Consider the following 25,933-nt stretch of genomic DNA (forward strand, 5'->3'; position numbering starts at 1 on the left):
TATACCTGACCCGTGCGGGCGCCGGAGTTGTTCGTATACGTCCCACAACGTGCCCCCAGGCGGGGCACAGCTTGTCCGGACAGTTATCCCCAGCCGCAGGCGTAGATGTCCACAGGCAGGCCTCAGGCCCCTGTGGGCTGGCCGCTGACGTATACGGGGTCGACGTGGGTCATCACGTTGAGCACGTGATGGTGTTCGAGCGCGCGGCGCCGGGCTTCCACCGCGATCGCGTGGCCCTGCGCCACCGTCAGCGTGGCGTCGATCTCGAGGTGCACGTCGACCAGCACCTGGTCACCCATCTTGCGTGTGCGCAAGTCATGAAAACCCAGCACCCCGGGCGTGCCGAGCATGGTCCCGCGGATGGCCTCGACGGTTTCCTCATCGGCGGCGCGGTCCATCAGGTCGTTGAGCGCGTCCCAGCCGAAGCGCAGGCCCATGCGGGTCACCATCAGCCCCACCACGATGGCCGCCACGGGATCCAGCATGTGGTACCCAAGCAGGTTGCCGCCGATGCCCAGCGCCACCACCAGCGACGAGGCCGCGTCCGAGCGCGCATGCCAGGCATTGGCCACCAGCATGCCGGAACGCACGCGCCGCGCCACCGCCAGCATGTAGCGGAACAACAGTTCCTTGGATACCAGCGCGGCCAGCGCGACCCACAGCGCCAGCGGCTGCACCGGCTGCGCGCCCGCGGGATGCTGCAGCTTACCCACCGCCGCCCACAGCATGCCCGCCCCGACCGCCAGCAGCAGCCCGCCAAGCGCCAATGAGGCTGCGGTCTCGAAGCGCAGGTGGCCGTACTGGTGGTCGGCGTCGGCATCCTTGCGGCTCTGCCAGGCGGCCAGCAGCACCACGAAGTCCGACAGCAGGTCTGACAGGGAATGGGCCGCGTCGGCCAGCAGCGCCTGCGAGCCTGCAATCACGCCCGCCACGGCCTGCGCCGCGGTCAGGCCGATATTGAGCGCCACGCTGACCAGCGTGCTGCGCCGGCCGGCGAGGTGGCGCGCCTCGGCTTCGGCAGCGGTGGCGGCGTCATCCGGCAGGCCGGCGGCTGCCGGTTGCATCGGGTCGGGCCGCATGGGTCAGCGCTCCACCGCGGCGGCCAGGTTGGCGCGCACGCGCTGCAGCAGCGCGATCAGCTGTTCATGTTCGGCCCGGGTCAGGCCCTGCAGTGCCTCGGCGGCGATCTCGTCGCCCACACGCCGGGCCTGGTCGAGCGCCTTGCTGGCCTTGGCGGTCATGCGCACCAGCCGTTCGCGGCGATCACCGGGATTGGCGCGGCGCGCGATCCAGCCACCCTCTTCCATGCGGTCGAGCAGCCGGCCGGCCGAGATCGGCGCCACGTCGAGAATGTCGGCCAGGCTGGCCTGGTTGATCTCGCCATGGTGCGCCAGGTAGGCCAGCGCACGGCACTGCGCGCGCGTCAGGTCGAGCGTGGACTTCGCCAGGTCGTCGAAGCGCTTGCCGCACAGCCGCCCGACATCGGTGACCAGGAAGCCAAAGCGTTTTTCGGATTCCGATTCCATCGCGCGACTATAGCCCAAGATGCGCCGGCGCCCCACCAGCTGCCAGTCCACCGGGCGCCTTGCCAGCCAGGTCCTTGATCGTATAATAAGCATGCTTATTATTTATACGACAACGAGACACACGCAGCCCGGCGCCGGCCGGCAACAGGCGCGCCTTGCGCCATCCCCGCGGCTTCCGGCCTGCTCACCAGCGTTCCCATGCCCTCCCTCACTACCACGGCGGCCCCGCTCGCGGCACCGCTGAACCGGCCAATGATCACGCTCTCGATCATGCTGGCAACGCTGATGCAGACGCTGGACAGCACCATCGCCAACGTGGCGCTGCCGCATATGCAGGGCACGCTGTCGGCGTCGCAGGACGAGATCACCTGGGTGCTGACCTCCTATATCGTCGCTGCCGCCATCGCCACGCCGCTGACCGGCTGGCTGGCGGACCGGCTCAGCGTCAGGCGGCTGCTGCTGGTCGCCATCGGTGGCTTCACGGTGGCGTCGGCCTTCTGCGGCATGGCCGAGACGCTGCCGCAGATGGTGGCGGCACGGTTGCTGCAAGGCATCTTCGGCGCCTCGCTGGTGCCGTTGTCGCAGTCGATCCTGCTCGACATCAACCCACCGATAAAGCAGGGCCAGGCCATGGCGGTGTGGGGCATGGGCGTGATGGTGGGGCCCATCCTCGGGCCCACGCTGGGCGGCTGGCTGACCGACAGCTATAACTGGCGCTGGGTTTTCTTCATCAACCTGCCGATCGGGGCGTTCGCGCTGTTCGGGGTGATGACCTTCCTGCCGGGCCGCGCGCCGCGGCGCGAGGTGAAGTTCGACGCCTTCGGCTTCGCCACGCTGAGCCTGGCGATCGGCGCGCTGCAGGCCATGCTGGACCGTGGCGAGCAGCTGGACTGGTTCAGTTCGCTGGAAATCCGCATCGAGGCACTGATCGCGGTGATCGCCTTCGCGTATTTCGTGGTGCACACCGCCACCGCGGGCGAGAAATCGTTCTTCCGCTACGCCCTGCTGAAGGACCGCAACTTCGCCACCGGCACCTGCTTTATCTTTGTGATCGGCGCGGTGATGTATGCCACCCGCGCGCTACTGCCACCCATGCTGCAGACCCTGATGGGCTATCCGGTAGCCACTACTGGGCTGGTCACGGCGCCCAGCGGCGCCGGCACCATGCTGGCCATGCTGCTGGCCGGCCGGCTGCTGCGGCATGTCGATGCGCGGCTGCTGCTGCTGTCTGGCTTCCTGATTTCCGCGTTGGCGCTGTGGCAGATGATGCACTACACCATCGTACTGTCGCCTTCGGATATTGTCTGGCCGGGGGTGATCCAGGGCTTCGGGCTGGGTCTGGTGTTCGTGCCGCTGAGTGCGTTGACGTTCTCCACGCTGGCGCCCGAGCTGCGCGCTGACGGCACCGCTACCTACAGCCTGGTGCGCAATATCGGCAGCAGCATCGGCATTTCCGTGATCCAGGCGCTGATGACGCGCAACACCCAGATCGCGCACGCCGACCTGGCCGTGCATATCAATCCCTACAACCCCAACCTGCAGGCGCTGGCGGCGCAGGGCAGCCGCGCCGCCGACCTGATGGTGCTGAACCAGACCATCAACCAGCAGGCCGCGATGATCGCCTACCTGAACGACTTCAAGTTGATGTTTATCGCCACGCTGCTGGTGGTGCCGCTGATCCTGCTGGTGCGTCCCGCCAGGGCCGGCGCCGATGCCGGGGCTGCCCACGCGGCAATGGACTGAGCCGGCCGCCGTCGTGCCGATTTCGTAACAGCGCTGGCGAAGTTGTTGCGACGCCCTTACCGTAAATCCATGAGCGGCATACCGGTCACTGCAAGGAGGGCCCTTACGATGGCGATTCGGTCACTTGCCTCGCACAGCACATCGCAACTGCGCCGCCTGGTCGGGCAGATGCAGGCGGAAGTCGACGCCCTGGAACAACTGTCCACCCATGACGCCGAAGCGCAAAGCCGGCTCGGCTACGCCACCGCGCGCCTGCGCGACGGCATCGAGGCTGTAGAGGATGCGCTGCAGTCGCTGCGGGCGCTGCAACAGGTACGGCCTTCGGCGATGAAGGCGAGACGGCCGACACGGGTGGCGTAGCGGGGCGCTTCCTTGCCCGGTGGAGCAGCCAGAAAACACAAAAGCCCCGGGAAGATTTTTCTTTCCGAGGCTTTCGAGACAGCGATTCTGGTGGACCGAAGGAGGATCGAACTCCCGACCTCTGCATTGCGAACGCAGCGCTCTCCCAGCTGAGCTATCGGCCCGTAGCGGACGATTGTAACGACTTCGCCGTCTGCCTTCAATCCTCCGCGGCCCGCATGAGGACGCTGCGCAACATCACGCGGCAATGCCCGGATTGCCGTCCATACCGCGCACCCTGGGCTGGTTCAGCGGCCGGGCGCTGACTTCCTTCGTGCTGCGCAGCCATTGCGCCATGACGTCCCAGATCGGGGCGCCGCCGGACTGGCGGGCTTCCTCGGCCACCGGGGCCCAGCCGGCGACCTTGTAGGTCTTGCCGGCCTCCAGCGGCTTGCCGGCCAGGCGCATGTCGGTGATGCGCTTGCCCATGCCCGCCTTCGGGTCGATGGTGTACTGCAGGCCGCCCACGCGCACCATGTCGCCGCCCTGCTGGTAGTACGGGTCGGGGTTGAACAGGTTGTCGGCCACGTCCTCCAGGATGGTCTTGATGGTCTCGCCGCGCATCTGCGTCACGGTGGTGTACGGGTAGGTGATCGCGGTCTGGTCCATCAGGTGTTCCATGGTGATGGCCTGGCCCGGCAGCAGCGTGGTGCCCCAGCGGAAGCCGGGCGAGAAGGCGATCTGGGCGCCCTGCACCTGCGTCAGGCCGTCCAGGATCAACTGGTCGAAGGTGCCGTTGAAGTTGCCGCGGCGGTAGAGCAGGCCGCGGTTGACCGCCAGCACCTCGCCCAGCTTCTGTTCGTACGGGGCGCGGACCTTGCTGATCAACGCCTCCATGGCCGGGTCGGCCGGCAGGTAATTGGCGAACACCGGCAGCAGCCGGTAGCGAAAGTCTGCGACCTTGCCGCCCTTCACGTCGAAGTCCAGCACCCCGAGGAACTTGCCGTTGGAGCCGGCATTGGTCACCAGCGTGGTGCCGCCGGCGTTCTTCACCGGCACCGGCGCGGGCACGCCGTCATGGGTGTGGCCGCCCAGGATGGCGTCGAGGCCGCGCACGCGCGAGGCGAGCTTCAGGTCCACGTCCATGCCGTTGTGCGACAGCAGCACCACTGCCTGCGCGCCCTTGCCGCGGGCCTCGTCGATGACCGCTTGCAGGTTTTCTTCCTGGATGCCGAAAGTCCAGTCCGGCACGAAGTAGCGCGGGTTGGCGATGGGCGTGTACGGGAAGGCCTGGCCGATGATGGCGACCGGCACGCCGTTGATCTCGCGGATCACGTAAGGCTCGAACACCGGGTCGCCGAAATCGTTGGTCTTGATGTTCTGCGCGAGGAAGGCGACCTTGCCCTTGAAGTCCTTATCGACGATCTCCTTGACGCGGTCCGCGCCGAGGGTCATTTCCCAGTGCGGTGTCATCACGTCGACGCCAAGCGCCAGCGCCGCATCGACCATGTCCTGTCCCTTGGTCCAAAGCGCGGTGGCCGAGCCCTGCCAGGTGTCGCCGCCGTCCAGCAGCAGCGCGCCGGGGCGGCCGGCCTTGAGGCGCCTGACCAATGTGGCCAAGTGCGCAAACCCGCCGACCTTGCCGTAGCGGCGCGCGGCCTCGTTGAAATCGAGATAGCTGAACGCGTACGCCTGCGGCGTGCCCGGGCGGACGCCGTAGTGGCGCAGCAGCGCGTCGCCGACCAGGTGCGGCGGCTTGCCGGCGTAGTCGCCGATGCCGAGGTTGACGTTGGGTTCGCGGAAATACACCGGCCGCAGTTGCGCATGGCAGTCGGTGAAGTGCAGCAGGTGGACGTTGCCGAAGCGCGGCAGCTCGTACATCGCGTCAGCGGCCTGCGCGGCGTGCGCGTCTTGATGGGGGAACGTCATGCCGCCGGCGCTGGCAATGGCCAGCACCTGCAGGAACTCGCGTCGGTCCATGTCTCTTCCTGTGGATTGTGCGTACCGGTCGGCCTGCGCGTCCGGCATCGCCTGGCTATGGCTTGGCGTAGCGCTCCAGCGCGGCCACCTCGTCTTCAAGCATCTCGCCCACTTCCTTCTGCACCACGCGCCCGCGGGCGTCGATCACGTACAGCTCGGGCAGCCCCTTGCGCTTGCCGAACACGGCCTGCAGCGCGGCGGAGTCCATCGTCGCCGGGAAGGTGTAGCCGCGCTTCTTCATATACCCGGCGGCTGCGCGCGGGTCTTGGTCGATGCTGATGGCCAGCACCTGAAGCGGCGTGCCGCGCGTGCGTTCATGGAGCTTCTGCAGGCGCGGGTTCTGCATCGCGCAGAACGGGCACCAGGAGGCCCAGTACTCGACCACCAGCGGTTTGCCGGCCAGCGCCGCGGCGCTGAGCGTGCGGCCGTCGAGCGTCTGCACGTCGGGCAGGCGCACGGTGTCGCCCACTTCCAGCGCGGCCGCACCGCCGGCCGCGCTGGCCAGGCTGAAGGCCAGCAGCCAGCGCAGCAACATGGCAGGCGCGCGCATCGGGCTTACTGATTGACCGGCGAGGCCGGGTCGAGCAGAAGCGCCATCACGTCGCGGATCTGGGCCTCGGTCAGGATGCCCTTGTGGCCGAAGCGCGGCATGTTGGAGCAGGCGGCGTAGGCGCTGGAGTCCCAGATCTTGCCCCAGGTGTACTTGATGACTTCCTGCGAGTTGCCGCGCAGCTTGCCGTACTGGTACAGCGACGGGCCGATATTGCCGAACGAGATCTCGGCCTTGGTCATCTGGTGGCAGGCGTAGCAGTTGCCGCCGTTGGTGCCGCCGACCTGGTCGGTGAACTGCATGCCGCGGCCGTTCTGGGCGATCTTCTCGCCTTCCTTCCAGTCGCCCAGCCAGTTGCTGTCGGCCGGGTATTTCACCTGCTTCAGCTCGGCTGCCTCGATCTTCTTCGCGACCTTCTCCGGCACCTTGGTGCGGTCCGGGTACTGGCTGCAGGCCTGCTGCATGCCGTCCTGGTTGAGCACGCCTTCGACCGTGACCGGCCCCCTGGACGAGAACGAGTCCTCGATCAGGTGCTTCATGTCGGCGTTGCTGACGGCGGCGGGCTTGTCCTTGGCGGGACGCGCCTTGGCGGTGTCCTGGGCATGAGCGCCCGTTGCCAGCAGGGTGGCCAGGGCCGCGATGGCCAGCGCCTTGTTCTGTCGTTGCATGTTGTCTCTCCCGTACCGGTCAGCGCTTCATCGCCGGGCCATCATAGGTCCCGCCATTGGCGTTCTTCGCCAGGAACATGGTCAGCGCGGTGATCACGTCCGAGCCATAGGCGGGTTCGGGAAAGCGCTGCTGGCGCAGGCAATCGTACAGGCGGTGCTGCATCGAGCGGACCTCGCCCTGCGAAACGCGGTAGGCGGGCCAGGTGGTGTAGGCCGCCTGCGCGCCCTTCTCGGTCAGCAGGTTGGGCAGGTCCTGCAGGCGGATGCGCTGGCCGTCCACCGCGTGGCAAGTGGCGCAGGCAAAGTCATAGGCGCCGCCGCGGTAGAAGAACATCTTCTGCCCGAGCGCGTAGGTGCGCTTCTCTTCCGGATGGTTGAGCTGCACGTTCATCTTCACGCCGCGCGACTCGCCGGTCAGGTAGGCCACCAGCCGTTCGATCTCGGACGGCTTGCCCGAAGCCGAAAACGGGTTCTTCGTTGCCTCTTCCTTCGTGAGCCCTTGCAGCGTCACGCGGCAGTACGCCAGCCGCTGCTCCAGGTCCATCACCTTGTCGGCGTCCTTGAAGTAGCGCGGCAGCTCGGAATAGGCGCCCTTGGTCACGCCCGGGCCCTTGCCCAGGTCGCACTGTTCGAGCGAGACGTTCTTCGGGCCGGCGGGCTTTTTCCACAGCTCTTCGCCGGCGGCTTCCCATAGCTCGGCGGGATTGCCTTCGGCCAGCATCTGGCGGTACTTGGCGATTTCGTCGGCGGTGCTGCCCTGCGCGTGCACGGCGGCAGCACCGGCCACAGCGGCGGTGGCGGCCGCGGCCAGCGCGGCGCGCCGGCCCAGGCTTCGGATGGTGTTCATGGGGCTTCTCCTCGCGGCCTCGCCGTGGCGGGCCGTTTTCTCTTGTGTTGCCGTCAGCTGCGCCGGCCCGGCTCAGGGCTTGATATAGGCGTAGCCTTCCTCGGCCTGCAGGCGGGCGATTTCCACCACGCCGGCCTGTACCACCTTGGCTTCCATCAACAGGCTCGATTCCTGGATCTTGCGTGCGGTCAGCGTGTTGCGGCACACGCGGAACTCCACGCCGGCCGAGGCCAGCGCGCCCACCGGGCCGTCAAAGGTATTGCCGCGCGCATCCTTGGCGCCTTCGACCAGGAAATCGACGCCGTAGCCGAACGCGACCACCACGATCTTGGTCCCCGGCGCACCGTTCAGGTGGTTGCGCAGGTTGCCCATGGCGCGCACCGCCTGGTCGATGCCTTCCGACAGCTGGTACACCACCTTGATGCGCCCGCCCTTGCCTGCAGCCGGCGCAGCCTGGGCCGCGGCCTTGGCCGACAGGCCGATGGCGGCCAGCGCCGCCGATGCTCGAATAAATGCTCGCCGCATAGTGTTCCTTCCGGCCGGGTCTGTCCTGGCCGCAGCGCCCGTCGCGCGGCCCGTCCCGGCATCCGACCCGAACCTTAGCAGAGGACGGCGGGCCCTGCCGGGGCCGGCGCGATCGGCGCCTGGCCCGCGACGATCAGGCGATGGTCGCTTCGTCGGTACGCTTGTCGCCGCGGTTGTCGGTCCAGATCACGGTGACCTTGTCACCCTTGGCGCCGCCCTTGAACTTGAAGTTCAGGAACGGGTCCTTCGACACCGCCGGGCCGAACTGGGCGCGGAACACTTCCTTGCCCTTGCACTGGGCGGTCACGGTCTGGATATGCCAGGCCGGCACGAGCTTGCCGGACGCGTCCTTGCGCTGGCCGGTTTCCATGTCGTGCTTCATGAGGATCTTGACGTCTACCACGCCGCCGTTTTCGGTGGCGCGTACGCGCATCGGGTCTGCCATGTGGTTCTCCTGTTGCAGTTTGGCGGGAAATCTCGGGTCGGAGGATGGCTGCGGCGGCGTCAGCCGCCGCAGCCGCCCAGCGTGACCTTGATTTCCTTCGATGCCACGTACCACTTGCCGCCGGCCTTGACCGCGGCGTACACGACCGAGGTCTGGCCCATCTTCACGCGCGTGGAGACGAACGGCTCGGTGCCGGCCGGGATGATGAAGTCGGCGGCCAGCGTGTTGGGGTTCTTCTCGACCAGGATCGCGATCTGCTCGGTATCCGGGATGGTGCTGGTCACGGCCACCGGGACCACGGCGCCGTTCTCGGCGATATCGGGGGCGGTGAAGGTGATGGCGGTGCTTTTCTCGGTGCCGCTGCCGCCGAGTGCCTTGATCACGTCGGCAACGCTCTTGCCGTCAAAGGCGTTCTTGTTCCACTCGGCCGCCTGCGCTTCGCTAATCAGGCCGGTGGCGGCCATCAGCGACAGGACAGCGGTGACCCGCAGCACTTCTCGTCGTTTTGAATTCATTGTTGCTCTCCGGCTACTCCGTTCCAGTCCGTCAAATGACCGCTTCGGCTGTACTTCTGGTGTTCTTTCTGGTGTTCTTTCTGGTGTTCTTGCATGCGGCCGGTACATTGCCGGCCACTGGTCTGTTCAGGTCGTGCGGCTTGCGCCGTCCGGCCTGCTGCATCGGCGGACTACCCGCCTGGGCGGTAAGGCTTACTTGGCGGGGGCGCCTGCCAGCACCCACTCGACCACGGTCTTGATGTCAGCATCGCTGACCGCGGCATTGGCCGGCATCGGCACCGGACCCCACACGCCCGAACCACCGCCCTTGACCTTCTTGGTCAGGGTCGCCAGGGCGTTCTTGTCGCCCTTGTACTTGGCTGCCACTTCCTTGTAGGAAGGACCGACCAGCTTCTTGTCGACCTGGTGGCAACCCATGCAGGCGTTCTTGTTGGCGATCTCCTGTGCCTTGGCGGCCTCGACCGCGTGGGCCGATGCGGCGGCGCCGAGCATCAGCGCTGCGATGACAAACTGCTTCATTGTTAAGCTCTCCAAACTCTGTAAAGCCGTGGGGACGGCAAAGGCCGCGAAGCGGGTACTGCAACTGCCTCGCGGCACACACTGGCCGCCGCCTGGGGGCACTGCGGCGGCCAGTCCGCTATTTTGCCTCAAGAATCCAGCCCACCATTGCCTGCACGTCCGAATCCGGGATCTGCGGCTGCGGCGGCATCGGCACGCTGCCCCAGGCGCCCTGCCCGCCCGCCTTGACCTTGCGCGCCAGCGCGCCATGGGCGTCCTGGCCCTTGTACTTGCCGGCGATGTCGGCGAACGACGGTCCCACCAGCTTCTTGTCCATCGCATGGCAGGCAACGCACTGGTATTGGCTGGCCAGGCGCGCGCCGGGCGCTGCCGGCGCCGATGCGTCGGGCGCGCCACTTGCCGGCACCGCGCCCCGCGCCGCCATGCCGCGCACCGGTCCGAAGGTGCGCTGCTGTCGCGCCAGGTCGCCATGGGCATCGCGGGCGTAGTCCGGCATCGACGAGGCGATCGCCACCTGGTCCGCACAATCCTTCATGCAGGCGATGTTGCGCGTGTCCGGCCGCCCGCGCCCCGGCCACAGGCCGTGGTCGGTGGTCATGCCGTCGCGGTTGGGCATGCGCCGCTGGACCGCAGCGATGTTGGCGTCCGACAGCGTGAAGTCGGCCGGAACGATCTCGCCCAGGTTGAGCAGGTAGGCGGTAACCGCGTAGACCTCGTCGGCGCCCAGGCTCTTGGGTGCGTTCCAGGGCATGGCGCGGTGGATGTAGTCCCACAGCGTGCTGACGGTGCTGACCTTCATCAGCGTGGTGCGGTAGGGCTGGTTGCCGGTCATGGCGGTGACGCGGCCGCGCTTGATGTCCTGCGCGGTGGTGCCGCCCACGAGGGGCGTGAAGACCTCGTTGGATTCGCCGAAGTCGCCGTGGCAGGACGCGCACTTGTCGTCCCAGACCTTCTGCCCCTGCGCCACCGTGCCGCTGCCCTTGGGCAGACCCTTGAAATCCGGGCGCACGTCGATATCCCATGCGGCCACCTCCGCCGCAGTGGCGGTGCGGCCAAGAGCCGCACGGGCGTCGGCCGTTCCCGCCCACGCCGGGGCGGCAAAGGCAGCCGACAGCATCAGCGCGGCAAGGGTCCGGCGTTCAGCCCACATGGACATTGGACACCTCGCCGCCTGCCGCCACCTGCCAGCTCTGGATGGCGTTGTTGTGATAGATCGAGCGGCTGCCGCGCACCGCGCGCAGTTGCGCCAGCCTGGGCTGCACGTAGCCGGTCTCGTCGATGGCACGGCTTTGCAGGATGGCCGGGGCGCCGTCCCAGACCCAGTCGAGGTTGAAGCGCGTCAGGCATTTGGACAGCACCGGCGATTCCAGCCGTGCGGTGCGCCAGTTGCGCCCGCCGTCGGTCGAGACATCGACACGCCTGATGCTGCCTCGCCCGGACCAGGCCAGCCCGCTGATGTTGTAGAAACCCTTGCCCACCAGCTGCTGCCCGCCGGAAGGCGTGGTGATGACCGACTTGCACTCCTGGATCGAGGTGTACTGGCGCAGCCTGCCGTCCGGCATCATGTCCACGTAGTGGATGGTCTCGTCCTTGGCGTTCCACGGCTGGTCGCCCAGCTCCAGCCGGCGCAGCCACTTGACCCACGACACGCCCTGCACGCCCGGCACCACCAGTCGCAGCGGGTAGCCGTTCTCGGGGCGCAGCATCTCGCCGTTCATGCCCCAGGCGACGATGATCTCGTCGGCCAGCGCCATCGGGATGGTGCGCGTCATCGACGAGCCGTCGCCGCCTTCGGCCAGCAGGTAGCGGCCGCGGCGCAGGTCGGCGCCGGCATCGTCGAGCAGCACCCGCAGCGGCACGCCGGTGAACTCGCAGCACGACAGCATGCCGTGGGTGTACTGCACCGTGGGCACGGCCACGTTGCCCCACTCCATGCCGGTATTGGCGCCGCATTCGATGAAATGCATGCGCGACACCGCCGGCAGGCGCATCAGGTCGTCCATGGTGTAGACACGCGGCGCGCGCACCAGGCCGTTGATCATCAGGCGGTGGCGGGCCGGGTCGATGTCGTGCCAGCCCTGGTGGTGGCGCTCGAAGTGCAGGCCATTGGGGGTGATGATGCCGAAGAAGCCCTGCAGCGGCGCAAACGCGACCGAGGCGGCGGAAACGCGTGTCAGGCCCGGCGACTCGCGCCGCACCAGGTTCTGCTCATGCACGGACGGCTGGCCGTACGGCCGTGCCGCGACCGGCTGGCCGAGCGAGTTGGCCCACGGCTGCGGCTGCAGGATGGCGGGATCGCCATCGGCGGCCAGCGCGCGCCGGCCCGCCGTGGCGGCGGCAACGCCGGCCGCCGCGCCGAGGAAGCTCTTGCGCAGGAAATCGCGCCGCGGCGCGTCCAGGCCGTGCCGGCCGATATCCTGCTGCAGCGATGCGCTGACGAAGTGCTCGGGCGCGGGCACGATGCGCCCGGGCCGGTTCCGTTCCTGCAATGCCGTCTCCTCCGGCTGGCTCGCCCTGGTCCGTCGGCGGCCGCCTGTTATTGGTCAGCCATTGGTCAGCCGTGCCGTGGCGCAGCTGCCAGCGATTGGCCGGAAGAGCCGGAATGCGCGCGTTCAGCTTGCCGTGCGACGCCGACGCGGCGCCGGCTCGGGGGCCGGCTGCGTCATGAAGCGATCGACCGCGTTGGAGGGCAAGGCGTTGTCCTCCAGCCGGCTCGCCACCTGCACGCATACCGTGCGGCACAGCTCGATCACGCTTTCGTCCGCAATGGCGTAGAACACCAGGTTCGCCTCCTTGCGGCGCGACAGCACGCCCGAGCGGTACATCGCGTTGAGATGCCGCGACACGTTGGTCTGCGACGAACCCACCGTCTCGACCACCGTGCTGACCGGCTTCTCGCCATCGCACAAGGCGTGCAGGATCTTCAGCCGCGTTGGCTCCGCCAACAGGCTGAAGTAGCCCGATACCTTCTCGAATACGCGATCCAGCTCTTCCATGCCGTCCAATATATTCGTATATGCGTGAATGCGCATATAGTGTTTACCCATTGATGCGGAACAGCATGATTTTGCCGGCCGCGGATCTGCCGCGCCAATCATGGTTTGCCAGCGTTGCCGGGCCGGCTCAGCGCCGCACCAGCGCCTTGCCCGCCCACAGACGCTGGCCGAACACGTTGAGCAGCAGCCCCGCCATGACCACCGCCGCCCCCGCCCATTGCGCACCAGACAGGTCCTCGCCCAGCAGCACGCGGGCCGACACCAGCCCCACCACCGGCACCAGCAGCGTCAGCGGCGCCACCTGGCTGGCCGGGTAGCGCGTCAGCAGCCGGCCCCACATGGTGTAGCCGAACACGGTCGCGGCAAAGGCCAGGTACAGCACGGCGAACACGGCCATGCCGGACACGTGCGTGACGCTCTGCACGATGCGCGCCGGCCCTTCCACCCACAGAGACAGCAGCGCAAACGGCACGATCGGGATCAGCGCGCCCCAGATCACCAGCCCCAGCAGGTCCACCGGCCCGATCTTCTTGCTGACGATATTGCCGCTGGCCCAGCAGAACGCCGCGCACAGCGTCAGCAGGAAGCCGGCCACGCTCATGCCGCCGGCACTGGCGGCGGCGCCGGAACCGATCAATGCCAGCCCGGCCGCCGCGACCGCCATGCCGGCGATGTTGTGCCAGCGCACCGGCTCGCCCAGCCACAGCGCGGCGATCGCCAGCGTGAAGAAGGCCTGCGACTGCAGCACCAGCGAGGCCAGCCCGGCCGGCATGCCACCCGCCATCGCGTAGAAGAGGAAGGCGAACTGGCCCAGGCTGATGCTCACGCCGTAAGCGAGCAGGAGGCGCCACGGCACGCGCGGCCGTGGCACGAAGAAGATCGCCGGAAAAGCCACCAGCAGGAAGCGCAGCGCACCCAGCAGCATCGGCGGCACGCCCGCCAGCCCGACCTTGATCACGACGAAGTTGACGCCCCAGACGCAGACGATGGCGAGGGCGAGGAGGCGGTCTCTGGCTTGCATGGGGGCGGCGCGGGGGCTTGTCGCTGAATCGAACGAAGCCCGTAGGGTAGCAGCCGGGTGCGTCAGGCGCCTGGCAAGTTCTTGCGCCCCTCGCGGGACGGCTGGCGTTGCCGGACCGCCCCGACGGCGCTGCTAGCCCAGCATCTCCGCCCAGATGCTTTTGGCCCAGGCGAGCGCGTAGTCGCCTTCCAGGGTGTTAGGCGCCTCCGACAGCCCACCTGAGCCCGGCACCGTCAACATGGTCCTCTGCGCGGCGTCGTAGCGGTGCACGCTGGCCACATGCACGGCCTCGCGATCCGAGGTGAAGCTGTAGCAGGTGTTGTTGTAGAGCGGCTGCGGGTCCGGTGCGCGGCCTGACAGCAGCGCCACCATGGCGGCGGCGGCCACCTTGCCGTGCTGGTTGGCCATATGGCCGGACTTGGGCATCAGCGGCGCGATCTGGATGGCATCGCCGATCACGTGGATATTGGCCGCCGCGCGCGACTCGAAGCTGACGAAATCCACCTCGCACCACTTGTCGTTTGCCGTCGCCAGCCCAGCCGACACCGCGATCGCGCCGGCGCGCTGCGGCGGCAGCACGTTGAGCACATCCGCCCGCTCGTCGTCCTGCACCTCGAACTTGAGCGTGCGCGTGGCGGGATCGACATCGACCGTGTTGTACTGCGGCCGGTACTCGACCATGCCCTTGTACTGCGAGGCCCACACCTGCCGGAACAACCCCGCTTTGGAGGTGATGTCCGGGTTCGCGTCGAGGATCAGCACCTTGCTGCGCGGCTTGTGCTGCCTGAAATAATGCGCCACCTGGCAGGCGCGCTCGTACGGGCCCGGCGGGCAGCGGTACGGCGCCAGCGGGACGGTGATGGCGTAGATGCCGCCGTCGGGCATGGCCTCGAGCTGGCGGCGCAGCGCCACGGTCTGCGGGCCGGCCTTCCAGGCGTGCAGCACCTGGTCGCCGCCGGGCTGCTTCAGCCCGGGCAGCGCATCGCTCATCATGTCGACGCCGGGCGACAGCAGCAGGCGGTCATACGGCAGCGTGGTGCCGCCAGCGAGCCGCACGGTGCGCCTGGCCGGATCGATGGCGACGGCGGTGTCGCGCACCAGCTTCACGCCATGGCGGCGCACCAGCGCGTCGTACGGCAGCGTGAGGTCGGCCAGTTGACGGCTGCCGCCGATCACCAGGTTCGACAGCGGGCAGGAAATGAAGGCCCGATTGGGCTCGACCAGCGTCACCTCGATGGCATGGCCGCTCCACTCGCGCAGGTAGCGCGCCGCGGTCGCGCCGCCATAGCCGCCGCCGACCACGACTACTTTTGCCGGCGCGGCAGCCCGGGCCGCCTGGGCCGCACCAATGCCGACCGAACCCAGTACGGCGGCGCCCGCGGCGCCCAGGAAGCTTCGTCTTTGCATTGGCGGTCCCCTTCAGCGCACCGCGGCGAACCACGCCGCGATGGTGGCGATCTGCTCGTCGTCGTAACCCTTGGCGATCTGGTGCATCACCGTGGCTGGCCGGGTGCCGGCCCTGAACGCCAGCATCTGCGCCACCAGGTCGGCCGCCGGGCGGCCCGCCAGCGACGGGATCGGGCTGCCGGCCGGCGCGCGCCCGGCAGGGCCATGGCAGCCGGTGCAGGCGGCGGCCTGGCTGCGGGCGCGCAGCGCGGCTTCGGTGGACGGGACAGCAGCGGCAGCATCGGCAGCCAGCGCCGGCTGGACGCCGCACAGCGCCGATGCCAGCAGCGCCAGCCGCGCGAACACAGCGGGCCAGGGAATTGTTGTCATTGGTCTCGCTCCGTGGGGGGCCGGCGCAGGCATCCGCTTGGGGGCAGCCGGCGTGGCAACCGTATCACATCGGGCGGGGATGGTGTGCGGCGAAACCGCAGAAGGACGAGCGGCGCCCGCATGAGCGGGCGCCGTGCAGACCGGGCCGGAAGCGGCCCTGGTGCTCAAGGCAGGTTGCGCCCCGGCGGAAGCGTCACCGGCGAGGCCACCGGCGCGGTGACCGGGCTGGCCGTGGCCGCCGCGTCGGTGCCCGCTGGCGCGTCGACCGGACCGCCGACGCCCGGCACCGACTGCACCGGCGCCGGCGTGCCGATATTGCCGGCACTGCTGTCAAGCGACGGGTTCTGCGCGGTCGAGGCCGCGTCCAGGCGCGCGCGCTCAGTATCGTTGACGTAGTCGAAGGCCTTGACCACCTTGGTCACGCCCGAGGCATTGCGCGCCACGTCAGTAGCACGGTCGCCCTCGGCGGTGGTGACCACGCCCAGCAGGTAGACCACGCTCTTCTCGGTGGTGATCTTGATCGAGTTCGACGGCACGCCTTCCGCGGTCATCAGCAGCGTCTTGACCTTGCTGGTCAGGTAGGCGTCTTGGCTCTGGGTCATGAAGCCCGGCGAGCTGACGACCTCCAGCTCATTGATCACCACGCGCGCATTGGGCAGGCCGCGCACATACTGCTCGACCTGCTGCCTGACGTTGTCGTTGCTGGCCTCGCCAGTCAACAGCACCTTGCGGTTGAACACGGTCACGTTGACGCGTGCCTGGCCGCTGTAGCGCGAGTTGATGGTGTTCTCGGCCTCGAGCTGCAGGCCGCGGTCCACGGTCTGGGTGGCGGCCGGCCGGCGGTCGGTGGCCATGGCCACGCCGGTCCCCATGGCGCCGGCGATCACCGGGAAGCAGCCGGTGAGCTGCGTGGCCGAAACCAGCACGGCGGCCGCGGCCAGCGCGGCGCGCGCCAGGCGCGGGGTGCGGGCAGGATGGCGCGCGCCGGCGCCGTTCCGGGAGTCATGCGTAGTGGGCAGAGTCGTCATGCGGTCCTTGCTATGGCTGGATGTTGGGAATGGGCGGATGTGCGGATGAGCGGGATCAGGCTTCCCCGAGCAATGCCGCGTCGATGCCGTCGCACAGGCAGTGCAGGGTCAGCAGGTGCACTTCCTGGATGCGCGCGGTGCGCTCGCTGGGCACGCACAGGTGGATATCGAACTCGTCGAGCAGGCCGCCGATGACACCGCCGCCCTTGCCGGTCAGCGCGATCACGGCCATCTCGCGCTGGCGCGCGGCCTCGATGGCGGCGATCACGTTGGCCGAGTTGCCCGAGGTGGAGATCGCCAGCAGGATGTCGCCGGGCAGGCCGAGGGCCTCGACCTGCTTGGAAAACACCTTGCTGAAGTCATAGTCGTTGCCGATCGCGGTCAGGATCGAGCTGTCGGTGGTCAGCGCGATCGCCGCCAAGCCCGGCCGTTCGCGCTCGAAGCGCCCGACCAGTTCGGCCGCGAAGTGCTGCGCATCGGCCGCGGAGCCGCCGTTGCCGCAGGCCAGGATCTTGTTGCCGCTGGTCAGCGCACCGACCATGCGTTCCACGGCGGCGTCGATATAGGGGGCCATCACCGCCGCGGCCTGTCGCTTGGTCTCGGCGCTGTCTAGGAATTGTTGCTGGATACTGTCGATACTCATGGCTCTGTGGCCTTTCTCATTGCCGATGCGGCGCGGAGGCGCCGGCTATCGTGCGGTCACGATAGCGCGCATTATGAACCAGCCCCGGCGGCATCCAGGTCAAAGGCGTCCTGCAGCCAGTCCAGCCGGCCCGGTTCCAGCGCCACCACGTCGAAGCGGCACGGCGGCGCCTGCGCCAGCGTCGCCAGGTAGTGCGCCGCCGCCAGCAGCCCCGCCAAAGCCCCTGCCGCTGCGCTGGCGTACCTCCACGAACACCAGCGTGCCGTCCGGCGCGCGCATCACCAGGTCGATCTCGCCGCCTTTGCAGCGATAATTGCGAACCACGGGCTCCAGGCCCTGGCGCCGCAGGTGTGCCAGCGCCCGGTCTTCGGCCCGCGCCCCGCGCGCCTGCGTGGTGGATTTGAATGGTTGCATCAACGGAAGTTCTCAATGAGTGACTGGATCTCGCTGGCGGCCAGCCAGTCGTACCCGGGCGGCACGCTGTATGTCGTGGCCACGCCCATCGGCAACGTCGCGGACCTGTCGCTGCGGGCCCTGCACGTGCTCGGCCTGGCCGACGCCGTGGCCTGCGAAGACACCCGCAATACCGGCCAGCTGCTGTCGCGCGTCGGCCTGCAGCGGTCGCTGGTGGCCGTGCACGAGCACAACGAGCGCGAAGCCGCGGGCCGAATCGTGGCACGCCTGGCTGCAGGCGAGCGCATCGCCTATGTCTCCGATGCGGGCACGCCCGGCATCTCCGATCCCGGCGCACGCCTGGTCGAGGCGGTGCGCGCCGCCGGCCACCCGGTGGTGCCGCTGCCCGGCCCCAGCGCCGCGGTCGCCGCATTGTCGGTGGCCGGCGAGATGCTCGACGCCGGCGAGGGCCGCTTCACCTTTGTCGGCTTCCTGCCGAGCAAGCCCAAGGCACGCGCCGCAACCATCGCCCGGCTGGCGGCGCTGGACCACGCCTGGGTCTGCTACGAGGCACCGCACCGGATCGCCGACACGCTGGCCGCGCTGGCCGCCGGCCTGCCGGGCGAGCGCCGCCTGCTGGTCGGGCGCGAACTGACCAAGCTGTTCGAGGACATTGCCGTGCTGCCCGTGGCGCAGGCGCCGGCCTGGCTGGCGGCCGACCCGAACCGGGCCAAGGGGGAGTTCGTTCTGGTCGTGGAAGGCGCAGGCGCCGCCGCTGCCGTCCACGGACAGCCGGATGCCGAAGCGCAGCGCGTGCTGGGGTTGCTGCTGGCTGAGTTGCCGGCCAAGCGCGCCGCCAAGCTGGCGGCGGCGATCACGGGCGCGGGCACCGATGCGCTCTACCAGCTGGCGCTGGCGCAACGCTCCGGCGACGCCGAGGATTGAAGCGGCCCGGGTATGATCCCGGACTGCGAGAGAGGAAAGTAACGGAGAGGTGTCAGCGCGCGGTGGCATGCATCGGCGCTGGCGTCGTCAGCGGCGCTTGTGCTTGACCGTCTTGCCGCTGGCCTTGGTCGACTTGCGCACCTTGGCGGGCGCCAGCGAGTTGGCCAGTTCCGGCACGGACACGTCGTCGTCGCCGCTGCCATCGCCGGCTTCAGTGCCGCCGGCATCCGTCTGCGGGCCCAGCGCGGCGACTTCGGTGCGCGTCAGGCGGCGGATTTCCACCTGGGTGGCGCCGCGCTCGACAAAGCCCAGCCGGCGCGCGGCGCCGAAGGATACGTCCAGTACGCGGTTGCCGTGGTACGGGCCGCGGTCATTGATGCGCAGCACCGCCACCTTGTTGTTGCGCAGGTTGCGCACCAGCACCCAGCTGTCGAGCGGCAGCGACGGGTGGGCGGCGGTCATCGCGCGCATGTCGAAGCGCTCGCCGTTGGCGGTCTTGCGGCCGTGGAAGCCCTTGCCGTACCACGACGCAACGCCGCGCTGCTCGAAGGTGCCGATGTCGGCACGCAGGCCGTCCAGCGAACTGCCGCTGCGGCCTTCGTCCGGGTCGTAGCCGAACAGGTTCCAGCTGCCGTTGTCGGAGTTGCGTGCGGACTTGCCGGCGTCGGCGCGATCGGTCTTGCCGGCGTTCTTTGCCGCGCGCGTGGGCACCGCGCCGGAGGTGCCGGCGCTGGCCGCGTCGTCGCCCTCGGGGGGCGTGGCACAAGCGGCCAGCACCAGGGCACATGCGGTGCATGTCCCGAGCTTGGCCAGCCGTTGCCAGCGCTTGGTGAGGGCGGAGATCCTTAGCATGGGCGCGAGTCTAACATCGAGTTTTATGGACTATGGCTTTCATTTTGTTACGAAATCTGTTCGATTTCGCACCAACGGGTGTTATCTGCCCGGAATCCCCCGTGTGGCAAGGGATTGCGGCCGATCGCCGGCCCCGGCAGACGCGGAACCGATAGATCACATTGGCGACGGCGCGGCGGTGTCGCGACCGCCCGGCGCTACAATGCATGGCACTGGTCCGTCGTGCGCGCGGGCCAATCCAGCGCGCTCCTCAGAAGGCGCAAGGATCACAAGAACACATCCATGAAAGTCCTGCTTATCCCCGTCACGCCTTTCCAGCAAAACTGCTCGCTGCTGATCGATGAAAGCACCAATCGTGCCGCCGTCTGTGATCCCGGCGGCAACCTGGAACGCATCCGCGAGGCGGTCAGGGAGCAAGGCGTCACGCTGGAAAAGATCTTCCTGACGCACGGTCATGTCGACCACTGCGCCGGCGCCGCGGCACTGTCGCGCGAGCTCGGCATCCCGATCGAGGGCCCACAGCAGGAGGAACGCTTCTGGATCGAGCAGCTGCCCGAGCAGACGCGCCGCTTCGGTTTCGGCCAGGCCGAGGCCTTCGAGCCCGACCGCTGGCTGGAGAACGGCGACACCGTGCAGTTCGGCAACGAAACCCTGGAGGTCTACCACTGTCCCGGCCACACGCCCGGCCACGTGGTGTTCTTCTCGCGCGCCAACCGGCTGGCGGTGGTGGGCGACGTGCTGTTCGCGGGCTCGATCGGCCGCACCGACTTCCCGCGCGGCAACCACGCCGACCTGATCCGCTCGATCCGCACGCGGCTGTGGCCGCTGGGCGATGACGTGACCTTCATCCCCGGCCACGGCCCGGTCTCGACCTTCGGCGAAGAGCGTCGCAATAACCCCTACGTGGCTGACCATCTGATCGACGTGGGCTGACGCCATGGCCAAGCGACAGGCGCCCGACACCCGCCCGGAGATCTACGTCAGCACCGACGTGGAGGCAGACGGCCCGATCCCCGGCCCGCATTCGATGCTGTCTTTTGCCTCGGCAGCGATGCTGGCGGACAAGACCGTGGTCGGCACCTTCTCGGCCAACCTGGAAACGCTCCCCGGCGCCGCCGGCCACCCGGTGCAGATGCAGTGGTGGCAAACCCAGCCCGAAGCCTGGAGCGCCTGCCGGCGCGACCTGCAGCGCCCCGAGGACGCGATGGTGCGCTACGTGGAATGGGTCGAATGCCTGCCCGGCAAGCCGGTCTTCGTGGCCTTCCCGGCCGGCTTCGATTTCACCTGGATGTTCTGGTACATGATGCGTTTTGCCGGGCGTTCGCCCTTTGGCTGGGCGGCGCTGGACATCAAGACGCTGGGCTTCGCGCTGACCGGGCGGCCCTACCGCAGAACCGTCAAGGCAGCCTTCCCGGCCGGATGGCTGGACCCGCTGCCGCATACCCACGTGGCGCTGGACGATGCGCTGGAGCAAGGCGCGCTGTTCTGCAACATGCTGGCGACATTGCGCGAACGGGAGGCCGCGCTGGCGGCCCCGGCACCCGGCAGTGCCGACGAGGCAAGCGAGCCCTCACCTCCGCCAGCGCAGTCCTGACCCTGCTGCTGCGCCGCAGCAGCCATGGCGGCACGTCCTTTGCAGACTGCCGCTCGCATCCGACCTCATCCCGCCTATATTAGAAGTGGATATGGCGCACCGGGCGAAACGAGCCAACAGACTATCCGGCGCTATCGCGCAACCCCGCCATATACCGTCTGACCCATGTTGCCCGGTCCGCGCGGCGCCTGCCGAGGAGGTGTCGATCATGCGTTTTCCTACCGACCTGCACTTGAGGGACCTGGCCGGCCGGATCCACTGGCCGCATGCCACGCGCGGCGCCACGCCCATTACCCATCGACACACCTCGGATGAGGACGCCGAAGTCGCCAAGGCAACGCTGTACGTCAGTACGGTGACGCTAGTGGTGCTGCTGGTCGTGCTGGCGGCCATCGCTTTCGGTCAGGAGGCCATGCACTGGCTGGGTGTTCATTAGACGACCCGCCTGAAGCTGTTTGTCTCGCAGACCGGCCGGCCCCCACAGTCCGTGGGGGCCGGTTTTATTCTGGACCGCACCTGACAAGGTTCAGGCCAGCAGCTGGGTCACGTTCTCGGGCGGCCGGCCGATCGCGGCGCGGCGGTTGCGCACCACCACCGGGCGCTGCAGCAGGATCGGGTTGTCGGCCACGGCGGCAAGCAGTTCGGCGTCGGTCAGGCCGGGGTCGTCCAGGCCCAGTTCGGCGTACGGCGCTTCGTTGTCGCGCAGCATCTCGCGCACCGGCACGCCCAGCATGGTGTGGAGCTGGCGCAGCGTCGACAGCGACGGCGGGTGCTTCAGGTACTCCACGATTTCCACCGGTTCGCCCAGCCTTTGGGCGGCGGCTTCGACCAGGGCCAACGTCTCGCGCGACTTGGAGCAGCGTGGGTTGTGGTAGATGGTGATCATGGCAGGTCCTTTCTTGTCCTTTCTTGTCCGTTCTGGTCATTATCGTGCCCCGGCCTGGGGCGTGGGCACTAACGCGGTGCAAATCAAACCGCACTATATACAAGACACCGGCGATCGCGCAGGGGTAGGTACGATCATGTGTCCGGCACGCATCCTGCGTTGCCCCAAGTCCTTGCATCCGGCCAGCCGAGCCTGCCTTTTCCGATGACCTCCGCCACTGCTTCCACCAGCCCCGCAGACCGCACCACCGCGCGCAAACCGTTCTCGCTGCGCAACGCCACGCCCGCCGACGTTCCCGCCATCCACGCCATCTACGCGCACCATGTGCTGCATGGCCGCGCTTCGTTCGAAGAGGTGCCGCCCACGCTCGATAACATGCAGCTGCGCTTTGCCGAGGTGCAGCGCAAGGGCCTGCCCTACCTGGTCGCCGAACGCAACGGTGAGGTGGTGGGCTACGCCTATGCGTCGTCGTACCGCACCCGCAGCGCCTACCGTTTTGCCATCGAGGACTCGATCTATATCGACCACCGCCGCGTCGGCGAAGGCCTGGGCCAGGCGCTGCTCGCTGAACTGATCGCGCGCTGCGAGACCGGGCCGTGGCGCCAGATGGTCGCCGTGATCGCCTGCACCGCCGGCGGCGAGGGCGCCGGCTCGCTGGCCTTGCATGAACGGATGGGCTTTCGCACCGTCGGCCGGCTGGAGGCGGTGGGGTTCAAGCATGGGCAGTGGATCGATACCGTGCTGATGCAGCGGGTGCTGGGGGCGGGGGCGAATACGCTGCCGGAGTAGGCAGAATCGGCCTCAGGGACTCATCTTATTGGCCCCGGGTGTCCTGGTATCGACAATGCCTATACTTCGTCACTACAAGGACCTTGGAAATGCTTGTGTCGGAAGAATCCACATTCACCGTCGCGCTGGATGCGCAAGTGCGTGATGAGGCCGTCCGGTCTCAGAAATCATTGAGAACCTTGTGCGCGAATACTTCGATCGCGCCCACCGGACGCAAGAGTACGAAGCGTTCCTGCGCAGCAAAGTGGAGACCGCCCGCGCGTCGATGCGCGAAGTGGGTGGCATTCCCGGCGAAAAAGTCGAAGCCGAGTTCGCGGCCTGGCGCGCCGGGGCTCGACGTCGCGCTTGAGGGCTGTCTGGACAGCGCTGGCTCGCCACGATCGTACGGTTATCTTCGATTTGATCGCCCAGGATGACCTCGAGGCCGCGGAGCGCCTGGACGAACGGTTCGCCCAGGCCGCGGACCGTTTGTGCGCCTTTCCAGTGAGGGCAGTGGCTGGCAGCGTACAAGGGACTCGCGAGCTCGTGGTGCACAAGCACTATCGCCTGATCTACGAGATCGAGGGGAACACTGTTCTGATCCTTGCCCTGGTACACACTTCGCGATGCTGGCCGCCGCCAGCCGATCGTTCGCGGTAGTCGGACAGGTGGCCCAAACAAAAGACGCCACGGATTTGTCCGTGGCGCGTTTTCTCGCTGCTTCAGGGCCTGGCCGCCGACGGCAGCTCGCCCTGCTCCATCAGGCGCTTTACTTCATCAAATCCGACAACGCCAGCGCCACCACCTTGGTCGCCCGGTTCAGGTCGTTCAACCGCAGGTTCTCATCCGAGTTGTGGCCACGCGCCTCCATCAGCGTGCGCGGACCGGCACCATACAGCACAGTCGGGATGCCTCGCTTGGTGTAGTGACGGGCGTCCGTGTACAGCGGCACGCCCTGCACCGGGATCTCCACGCCGAACACCGACTCGGCACGGCTCTTCAGCGCACCGATCAGCTTTTCCACGCCCGGCAGTTCCGACAGCGGCTCGGCCAGGATGATGCGCTCGACCTTGACCTCGATGCCCGGGCGCTCCTTGGCGGCCTTCTCCACCACGGTGCGGATCTCGCCTTCGGCGTCGAAGCCGATTTCCTCGGGGATCATGCGGCGGTCGACGCGGAAGGTCACCAGGTCCGGCACCACGTTGGTGTTGATGCCGCCCTTGATCAGGCCGACGTTCAGCGTGGCGGTGTCGATGCCCGGTACCTTGGACTTGCGCGTGGCCAGTTCGGAGCGCAAGCCGTAGATGGCCTGCAGGATGTGGGTGGCGGCTTCAATCGCATCCACGCCGGTGTGCGGCATGGCGGCGTGGCCCTGCTTGCCCTTGACCGTCACTTCCACGTGCAGACAGCCATTGTGCGACGAGGTGATGCCGTACGAGAAGCCGGCCGAGATCGCGTAGTCGGCCTTGCTCAGGTTGTTGTCGAGCAGGAACTTGGGACCGATATCGCCGCCGGTTTCCTCGTCATAGGTGAACTGCAGTTCGACCGCGCCGTTGATCTTTGCGCCCTGCTTCTCGGCTTCCATCAGCGCCAGCACGGCGTAGGTGTAGGTGGCGAAATCCGACTTGGACACCGCCACGCCGCGGCCGTACATGACCGGGCCGTGTTCGCTGTCGGCGATCTCGCCGCCGTACGGGTCCTTGGTCCAGCCCAGGCCCGGGGGCACCACGTCGCCGTGGGCGTTCATGGCGATGGTCGGGCCGCCCGTGCCGAACTGCTTGCGTACGATCAGGTTGGTGGCGCTGATCATGCCGGCCGCCTTCACCTGCGCGTCGGGCACCTTGTGCGCTTCCACCGTAAAGCCCAGGCCCTCCAGCAGTTCCTTGGCGCGCTTGCCGTGGGCGTCGCAGTCACCGGCGGGGTTGTCCGAGGGCACCTTGACCAGCTTGGCCAGGAAGGCTTCCTGCTCCGGGCGGTGCTGGTCGATGAACTGGGTCAGCGTGGTTTCGATGGGGTTCATATTGTCTCGTGCGGTCATGACTTGTTCTCGTAACTACTCAGGAGGGTTCGGGTGGGGTTCCGGGTGTGCGCGCTTACTGGGGCAGCCGGAAGTTTTCGACGAAATCGCTGAACACGCGCGCGGACACGGCTGCATCCTCGGCGGTCATGGTTTCGGTGGGATGGTGGCTGATGCCGCCGTTGCCGCAGCGCACGAACAGCATGGCGACGTCGGCGATGGCGGCAATGGCCATGGCGTCGTGGCCGGCGCCCGACGGCAGGTGGCGCACCGGCACGCCCTGGCGGGCAATCGCGGCGGCCCATTGCTCTTGCAGCCACGGGGCGCACGGCACGCTCTTCGCCTCGTGGGTCTTGCGCACTTGCGCGCGCACGTTGCGGCGCGCGCATACACGCTCGATCTCGGCCAGCACGTCGTTGACGGCGGCCTCGCGCTCGGCGTCGATGCCCGAGCGGATGTCGATGGAGAATACCGCGTGGCCGGGCACCACGTTGGTGGCGCCGTTGGGCACGTTGAACTGGCCGACCGTGCCGACCAGGCCGGGCTTGCCGCCGCAGCGCTTCTCGATGAAGAGGCCGATCTCGGCACCGGCCATGGCGGCATCGCGGCGCATGTCCATCGGCACCGTGCCGGCGTGGCCGGCCAGGCCTTCGAGCTCGACGATAAAGCGGGTGGCGCCGGAGATGGCCGTCACCACGCCGACCGGCAGGTTTTCGTTGAGCAGCACCGGGCCCTGCTCGATATGCACTTCGACGAAGGCCAGCACGTTGGCGGGGTCATGCCTGGCCGCCGGCAATGCATCGGCGTCGAAACCGGCCTCGCGCATCACTTCACGCATGGTCTTGCCGGCATCGTCGACGTTGTCGAGCACGTTGTTGTCGAAGGTGCCGGCGATGGCGCGGCTGCCGAGCAGCGTGGCCTTGAAACGCACACCCTCTTCCTCGGCAAAGCCGACGACCTCGATGGCGAACGGGAAGCGCTTGCCCTGGCGGTTCCACTCGGCCACGCAGGCGGTCGGCAGGATCACGCCGAGGTTGCCGTCATAGCGGCCGCCGTCGCGCACGGTGTCGAAGTGCGAACCGGTCAAGAGTGCGGGTGCGTCCGGCGAAGTGCCCTCATAGCGGCCGATCACGTTGCCGGCGGCATCGCGCCGCACGGTCATGCCGGCCTGCTGCATCCATTCGGTCAGCTGCGCCGCGGCGCCGTGGTGGGCCTCGGTCAGGTAGGTACGGGTGAGCATGCCGGGCTGCTCGGTGTGGACGGCCAGGGCGTCGGCCCAGCCCATGATGCGCGTGCCTACCTCTGCGGGTGTGGACGGCGACGGATTTGCTGCCATGCGTTGTCTCCTGCTGGAAGT

Annotated in this window: 31 protein-coding genes, 1 tRNA gene and 1 pseudogene; 9 read left to right on the forward strand and 24 right to left on the reverse strand. The window is 68.0% G+C overall.

All coding sequences use genetic code 11. The features are described 5' to 3' along the window. Positions 1–122: 122 nt before the first annotated feature. Both K307_RS24465 and K307_RS24470 read right to left on the reverse strand, forming a co-directional pair. On the reverse strand, positions 123–1,079 hold the full coding sequence (locus K307_RS24465; RefSeq protein ID WP_042883477.1) for a cation diffusion facilitator family transporter: 957 nt from the start codon (positions 1,077–1,079) through the stop codon (positions 123–125). Between the two features lie 3 nt (positions 1,080–1,082). Next, entirely contained in the window at positions 1,083–1,526 is a 444-nt protein-coding gene (locus K307_RS24470) for a MarR family winged helix-turn-helix transcriptional regulator (protein ID WP_042887372.1), read from the reverse strand. A 198-nt stretch (positions 1,527–1,724) separates the two neighbouring features. Here K307_RS24470 and K307_RS24475 point away from each other — a divergent pair, with 198 nt between their 5' ends. Together K307_RS24475 and K307_RS24480 are read left to right on the forward strand one after the other, a co-directional pair. Continuing rightward, on the forward strand, positions 1,725–3,269 hold the full coding sequence (locus K307_RS24475; RefSeq protein WP_080745219.1) for a DHA2 family efflux MFS transporter permease subunit: 1,545 nt from the start codon (positions 1,725–1,727) through the stop codon (positions 3,267–3,269). A 108-nt stretch (positions 3,270–3,377) separates the two neighbouring features. Continuing rightward, positions 3,378–3,629, forward strand: a complete 252-nt coding sequence (locus K307_RS24480; RefSeq protein ID WP_042883478.1) for a hypothetical protein — start codon at positions 3,378–3,380, stop codon at positions 3,627–3,629. 88 nt (positions 3,630–3,717) lie between these two features. Here the strand turns inward: K307_RS24480 and K307_RS24485 are convergent. The 18 genes and pseudogenes from K307_RS24485 to K307_RS24570 all read right to left on the reverse strand — a co-directional run bounded on the left by K307_RS24485 (position 3,718) and on the right by K307_RS24570 (position 17,535). Continuing rightward, positions 3,718–3,793 (reverse strand) — tRNA-Ala (locus K307_RS24485). A 73-nt stretch (positions 3,794–3,866) separates the two neighbouring features. Then, entirely contained in the window at positions 3,867–5,588 is a 1,722-nt protein-coding gene (soxB, locus tag K307_RS24490; protein WP_042883479.1) for a thiosulfohydrolase SoxB, read from the reverse strand. 55 nt (positions 5,589–5,643) lie between these two features. Further along, positions 5,644–6,138, reverse strand: coding sequence for a TlpA family protein disulfide reductase (locus K307_RS24495; RefSeq protein ID WP_042883480.1), 495 nt, complete (start codon positions 6,136–6,138; stop codon positions 5,644–5,646). 5 nt (positions 6,139–6,143) lie between these two features. Beyond that, positions 6,144–6,806, reverse strand: coding sequence for a sulfur oxidation c-type cytochrome SoxX (gene soxX, locus K307_RS24500; protein WP_042883481.1), 663 nt, complete (start codon positions 6,804–6,806; stop codon positions 6,144–6,146). 19 nt (positions 6,807–6,825) lie between these two features. Continuing rightward, on the reverse strand, positions 6,826–7,653 hold the full coding sequence (soxA, locus tag K307_RS24505) for a sulfur oxidation c-type cytochrome SoxA (RefSeq protein WP_042883482.1): 828 nt from the start codon (positions 7,651–7,653) through the stop codon (positions 6,826–6,828). A 72-nt stretch (positions 7,654–7,725) separates the two neighbouring features. After that, on the reverse strand, positions 7,726–8,178 hold the full coding sequence (locus tag K307_RS24510) for a DsrE family protein (protein ID WP_042883483.1): 453 nt from the start codon (positions 8,176–8,178) through the stop codon (positions 7,726–7,728). 133 nt (positions 8,179–8,311) lie between these two features. Further along, a complete protein-coding gene (gene soxZ, locus K307_RS24515) occupies positions 8,312–8,623 on the reverse strand; it encodes a thiosulfate oxidation carrier complex protein SoxZ (protein WP_042883484.1) in 312 nt (103 codons plus the stop codon). 59 nt (positions 8,624–8,682) lie between these two features. Continuing rightward, a complete protein-coding gene (soxY, locus tag K307_RS24520; RefSeq protein WP_042883485.1) occupies positions 8,683–9,138 on the reverse strand; it encodes a thiosulfate oxidation carrier protein SoxY in 456 nt (151 codons plus the stop codon). A gap of 192 nt (positions 9,139–9,330) precedes the next feature. Then, the gene (locus K307_RS24525) at positions 9,331–9,657 is read right to left on the reverse strand and encodes a c-type cytochrome (RefSeq protein WP_042883486.1); all 327 of its coding nucleotides are present in this window, start codon (positions 9,655–9,657) and stop codon (positions 9,331–9,333) included. Positions 9,658–9,775: 118 nt separating this feature from the next. Then, complete coding sequence (locus K307_RS24530) at positions 9,776–10,813, reverse strand: c-type cytochrome (protein ID WP_042883487.1); 1,038 nt, start codon at positions 10,811–10,813, stop codon at positions 9,776–9,778. Then, a complete protein-coding gene (soxC, locus tag K307_RS24535; protein ID WP_042883488.1) occupies positions 10,797–12,146 on the reverse strand; it encodes a sulfite dehydrogenase in 1,350 nt (449 codons plus the stop codon). The genes K307_RS24530 and soxC overlap by 17 nt, the downstream gene beginning before the upstream one ends. A gap of 123 nt (positions 12,147–12,269) precedes the next feature. Next, positions 12,270–12,689: an ArsR/SmtB family transcription factor gene (locus tag K307_RS24540; RefSeq protein ID WP_042883490.1), complete on the reverse strand. Its 420-nt coding sequence runs from the start codon at positions 12,687–12,689 to the stop codon at positions 12,270–12,272. A gap of 91 nt (positions 12,690–12,780) precedes the next feature. Then, on the reverse strand, positions 12,781–13,674 hold the full coding sequence (locus tag K307_RS24545; protein WP_042883491.1) for an EamA family transporter: 894 nt from the start codon (positions 13,672–13,674) through the stop codon (positions 12,781–12,783). A gap of 132 nt (positions 13,675–13,806) precedes the next feature. Further along, positions 13,807–15,081, reverse strand: coding sequence for an NAD(P)/FAD-dependent oxidoreductase (locus K307_RS24550; protein ID WP_042883492.1), 1,275 nt, complete (start codon positions 15,079–15,081; stop codon positions 13,807–13,809). Positions 15,082–15,093: 12 nt separating this feature from the next. Next, complete coding sequence (locus K307_RS24555) at positions 15,094–15,450, reverse strand: c-type cytochrome (protein WP_042883493.1); 357 nt, start codon at positions 15,448–15,450, stop codon at positions 15,094–15,096. 164 nt (positions 15,451–15,614) lie between these two features. Further along, positions 15,615–16,478 (reverse strand): BON domain-containing protein, encoded by an 864-nt coding sequence (locus K307_RS24560; RefSeq protein WP_042883494.1) that lies wholly within the window; start codon positions 16,476–16,478, stop codon positions 15,615–15,617. Positions 16,479–16,533: 55 nt separating this feature from the next. After that, positions 16,534–17,121 (reverse strand): phosphoheptose isomerase, encoded by a 588-nt coding sequence (locus K307_RS24565; protein WP_042883495.1) that lies wholly within the window; start codon positions 17,119–17,121, stop codon positions 16,534–16,536. A 71-nt stretch (positions 17,122–17,192) separates the two neighbouring features. Next, a pseudogene (locus tag K307_RS24570) lies at positions 17,193–17,535 on the reverse strand (YraN family protein). Between the two features lie 15 nt (positions 17,536–17,550). Here K307_RS24570 and rsmI point away from each other — a divergent pair. Next, entirely contained in the window at positions 17,551–18,459 is a 909-nt protein-coding gene (rsmI, locus tag K307_RS24575; protein WP_042883496.1) for a 16S rRNA (cytidine(1402)-2'-O)-methyltransferase, read from the forward strand. Positions 18,460–18,546: 87 nt separating this feature from the next. On the opposite strand, the gene K307_RS24580 is transcribed toward rsmI, so the two are convergent. Beyond that, positions 18,547–19,311 (reverse strand): septal ring lytic transglycosylase RlpA family protein, encoded by a 765-nt coding sequence (locus tag K307_RS24580; protein ID WP_196251618.1) that lies wholly within the window; start codon positions 19,309–19,311, stop codon positions 18,547–18,549. 282 nt (positions 19,312–19,593) lie between these two features. Here K307_RS24580 and K307_RS24585 point away from each other — a divergent pair, with 282 nt between their 5' ends. From K307_RS24585 to K307_RS24595, 3 genes are all read left to right on the forward strand, one after another. Beyond that, positions 19,594–20,244: an MBL fold metallo-hydrolase gene (locus tag K307_RS24585; protein WP_042883497.1), complete on the forward strand. Its 651-nt coding sequence runs from the start codon at positions 19,594–19,596 to the stop codon at positions 20,242–20,244. A gap of 4 nt (positions 20,245–20,248) precedes the next feature. Continuing rightward, complete coding sequence (locus K307_RS24590; RefSeq protein WP_042883498.1) at positions 20,249–20,905, forward strand: exonuclease; 657 nt, start codon at positions 20,249–20,251, stop codon at positions 20,903–20,905. A gap of 208 nt (positions 20,906–21,113) precedes the next feature. Then, positions 21,114–21,341 carry a hypothetical protein gene (locus K307_RS24595; protein WP_022536939.1) on the forward strand — a complete coding sequence of 76 codons (228 nt, stop codon included), beginning with the start codon at positions 21,114–21,116 and terminating at the stop codon, positions 21,339–21,341. 90 nt (positions 21,342–21,431) lie between these two features. Here the strand turns inward: K307_RS24595 and arsC are convergent, their stop codons facing one another. Beyond that, a complete protein-coding gene (arsC, locus tag K307_RS24600) occupies positions 21,432–21,791 on the reverse strand; it encodes an arsenate reductase (glutaredoxin) (RefSeq protein ID WP_042883499.1) in 360 nt (119 codons plus the stop codon). A gap of 204 nt (positions 21,792–21,995) precedes the next feature. Here arsC and K307_RS24605 point away from each other — a divergent pair, with 204 nt between their 5' ends. The 3 genes from K307_RS24605 to K307_RS24615 all read left to right on the forward strand — a co-directional run bounded on the left by K307_RS24605 (position 21,996) and on the right by K307_RS24615 (position 23,219). Continuing rightward, entirely contained in the window at positions 21,996–22,580 is a 585-nt protein-coding gene (locus K307_RS24605; protein ID WP_042883500.1) for a GNAT family N-acetyltransferase, read from the forward strand. Positions 22,581–22,761: 181 nt separating this feature from the next. Then, on the forward strand, positions 22,762–22,929 hold the full coding sequence (locus K307_RS48040) for a hypothetical protein (protein ID WP_155301276.1): 168 nt from the start codon (positions 22,762–22,764) through the stop codon (positions 22,927–22,929). Next, complete coding sequence (locus tag K307_RS24615; RefSeq protein WP_042883501.1) at positions 22,926–23,219, forward strand: type II toxin-antitoxin system RelE/ParE family toxin; 294 nt, start codon at positions 22,926–22,928, stop codon at positions 23,217–23,219. Before K307_RS48040 ends, K307_RS24615 begins: the two co-directional genes overlap by 4 nt. A gap of 109 nt (positions 23,220–23,328) precedes the next feature. Here the strand turns inward: K307_RS24615 and K307_RS24620 are convergent, their stop codons facing one another. Beyond that, the gene (locus K307_RS24620) at positions 23,329–24,597 is read right to left on the reverse strand and encodes a M20/M25/M40 family metallo-hydrolase (protein WP_042883502.1); all 1,269 of its coding nucleotides are present in this window, start codon (positions 24,595–24,597) and stop codon (positions 23,329–23,331) included. Positions 24,598–24,652: 55 nt separating this feature from the next. After that, positions 24,653–25,912 (reverse strand): allantoate amidohydrolase, encoded by a 1,260-nt coding sequence (locus tag K307_RS24625; RefSeq protein ID WP_042883503.1) that lies wholly within the window; start codon positions 25,910–25,912, stop codon positions 24,653–24,655. Positions 25,913–25,933 lie beyond the last annotated feature (21 nt).

Source organism: Cupriavidus necator A5-1, from assembly GCF_000744095.1.
GTDB classification, from domain to species: Bacteria; Pseudomonadota; Gammaproteobacteria; order Burkholderiales; family Burkholderiaceae; genus Cupriavidus; species Cupriavidus necator_A.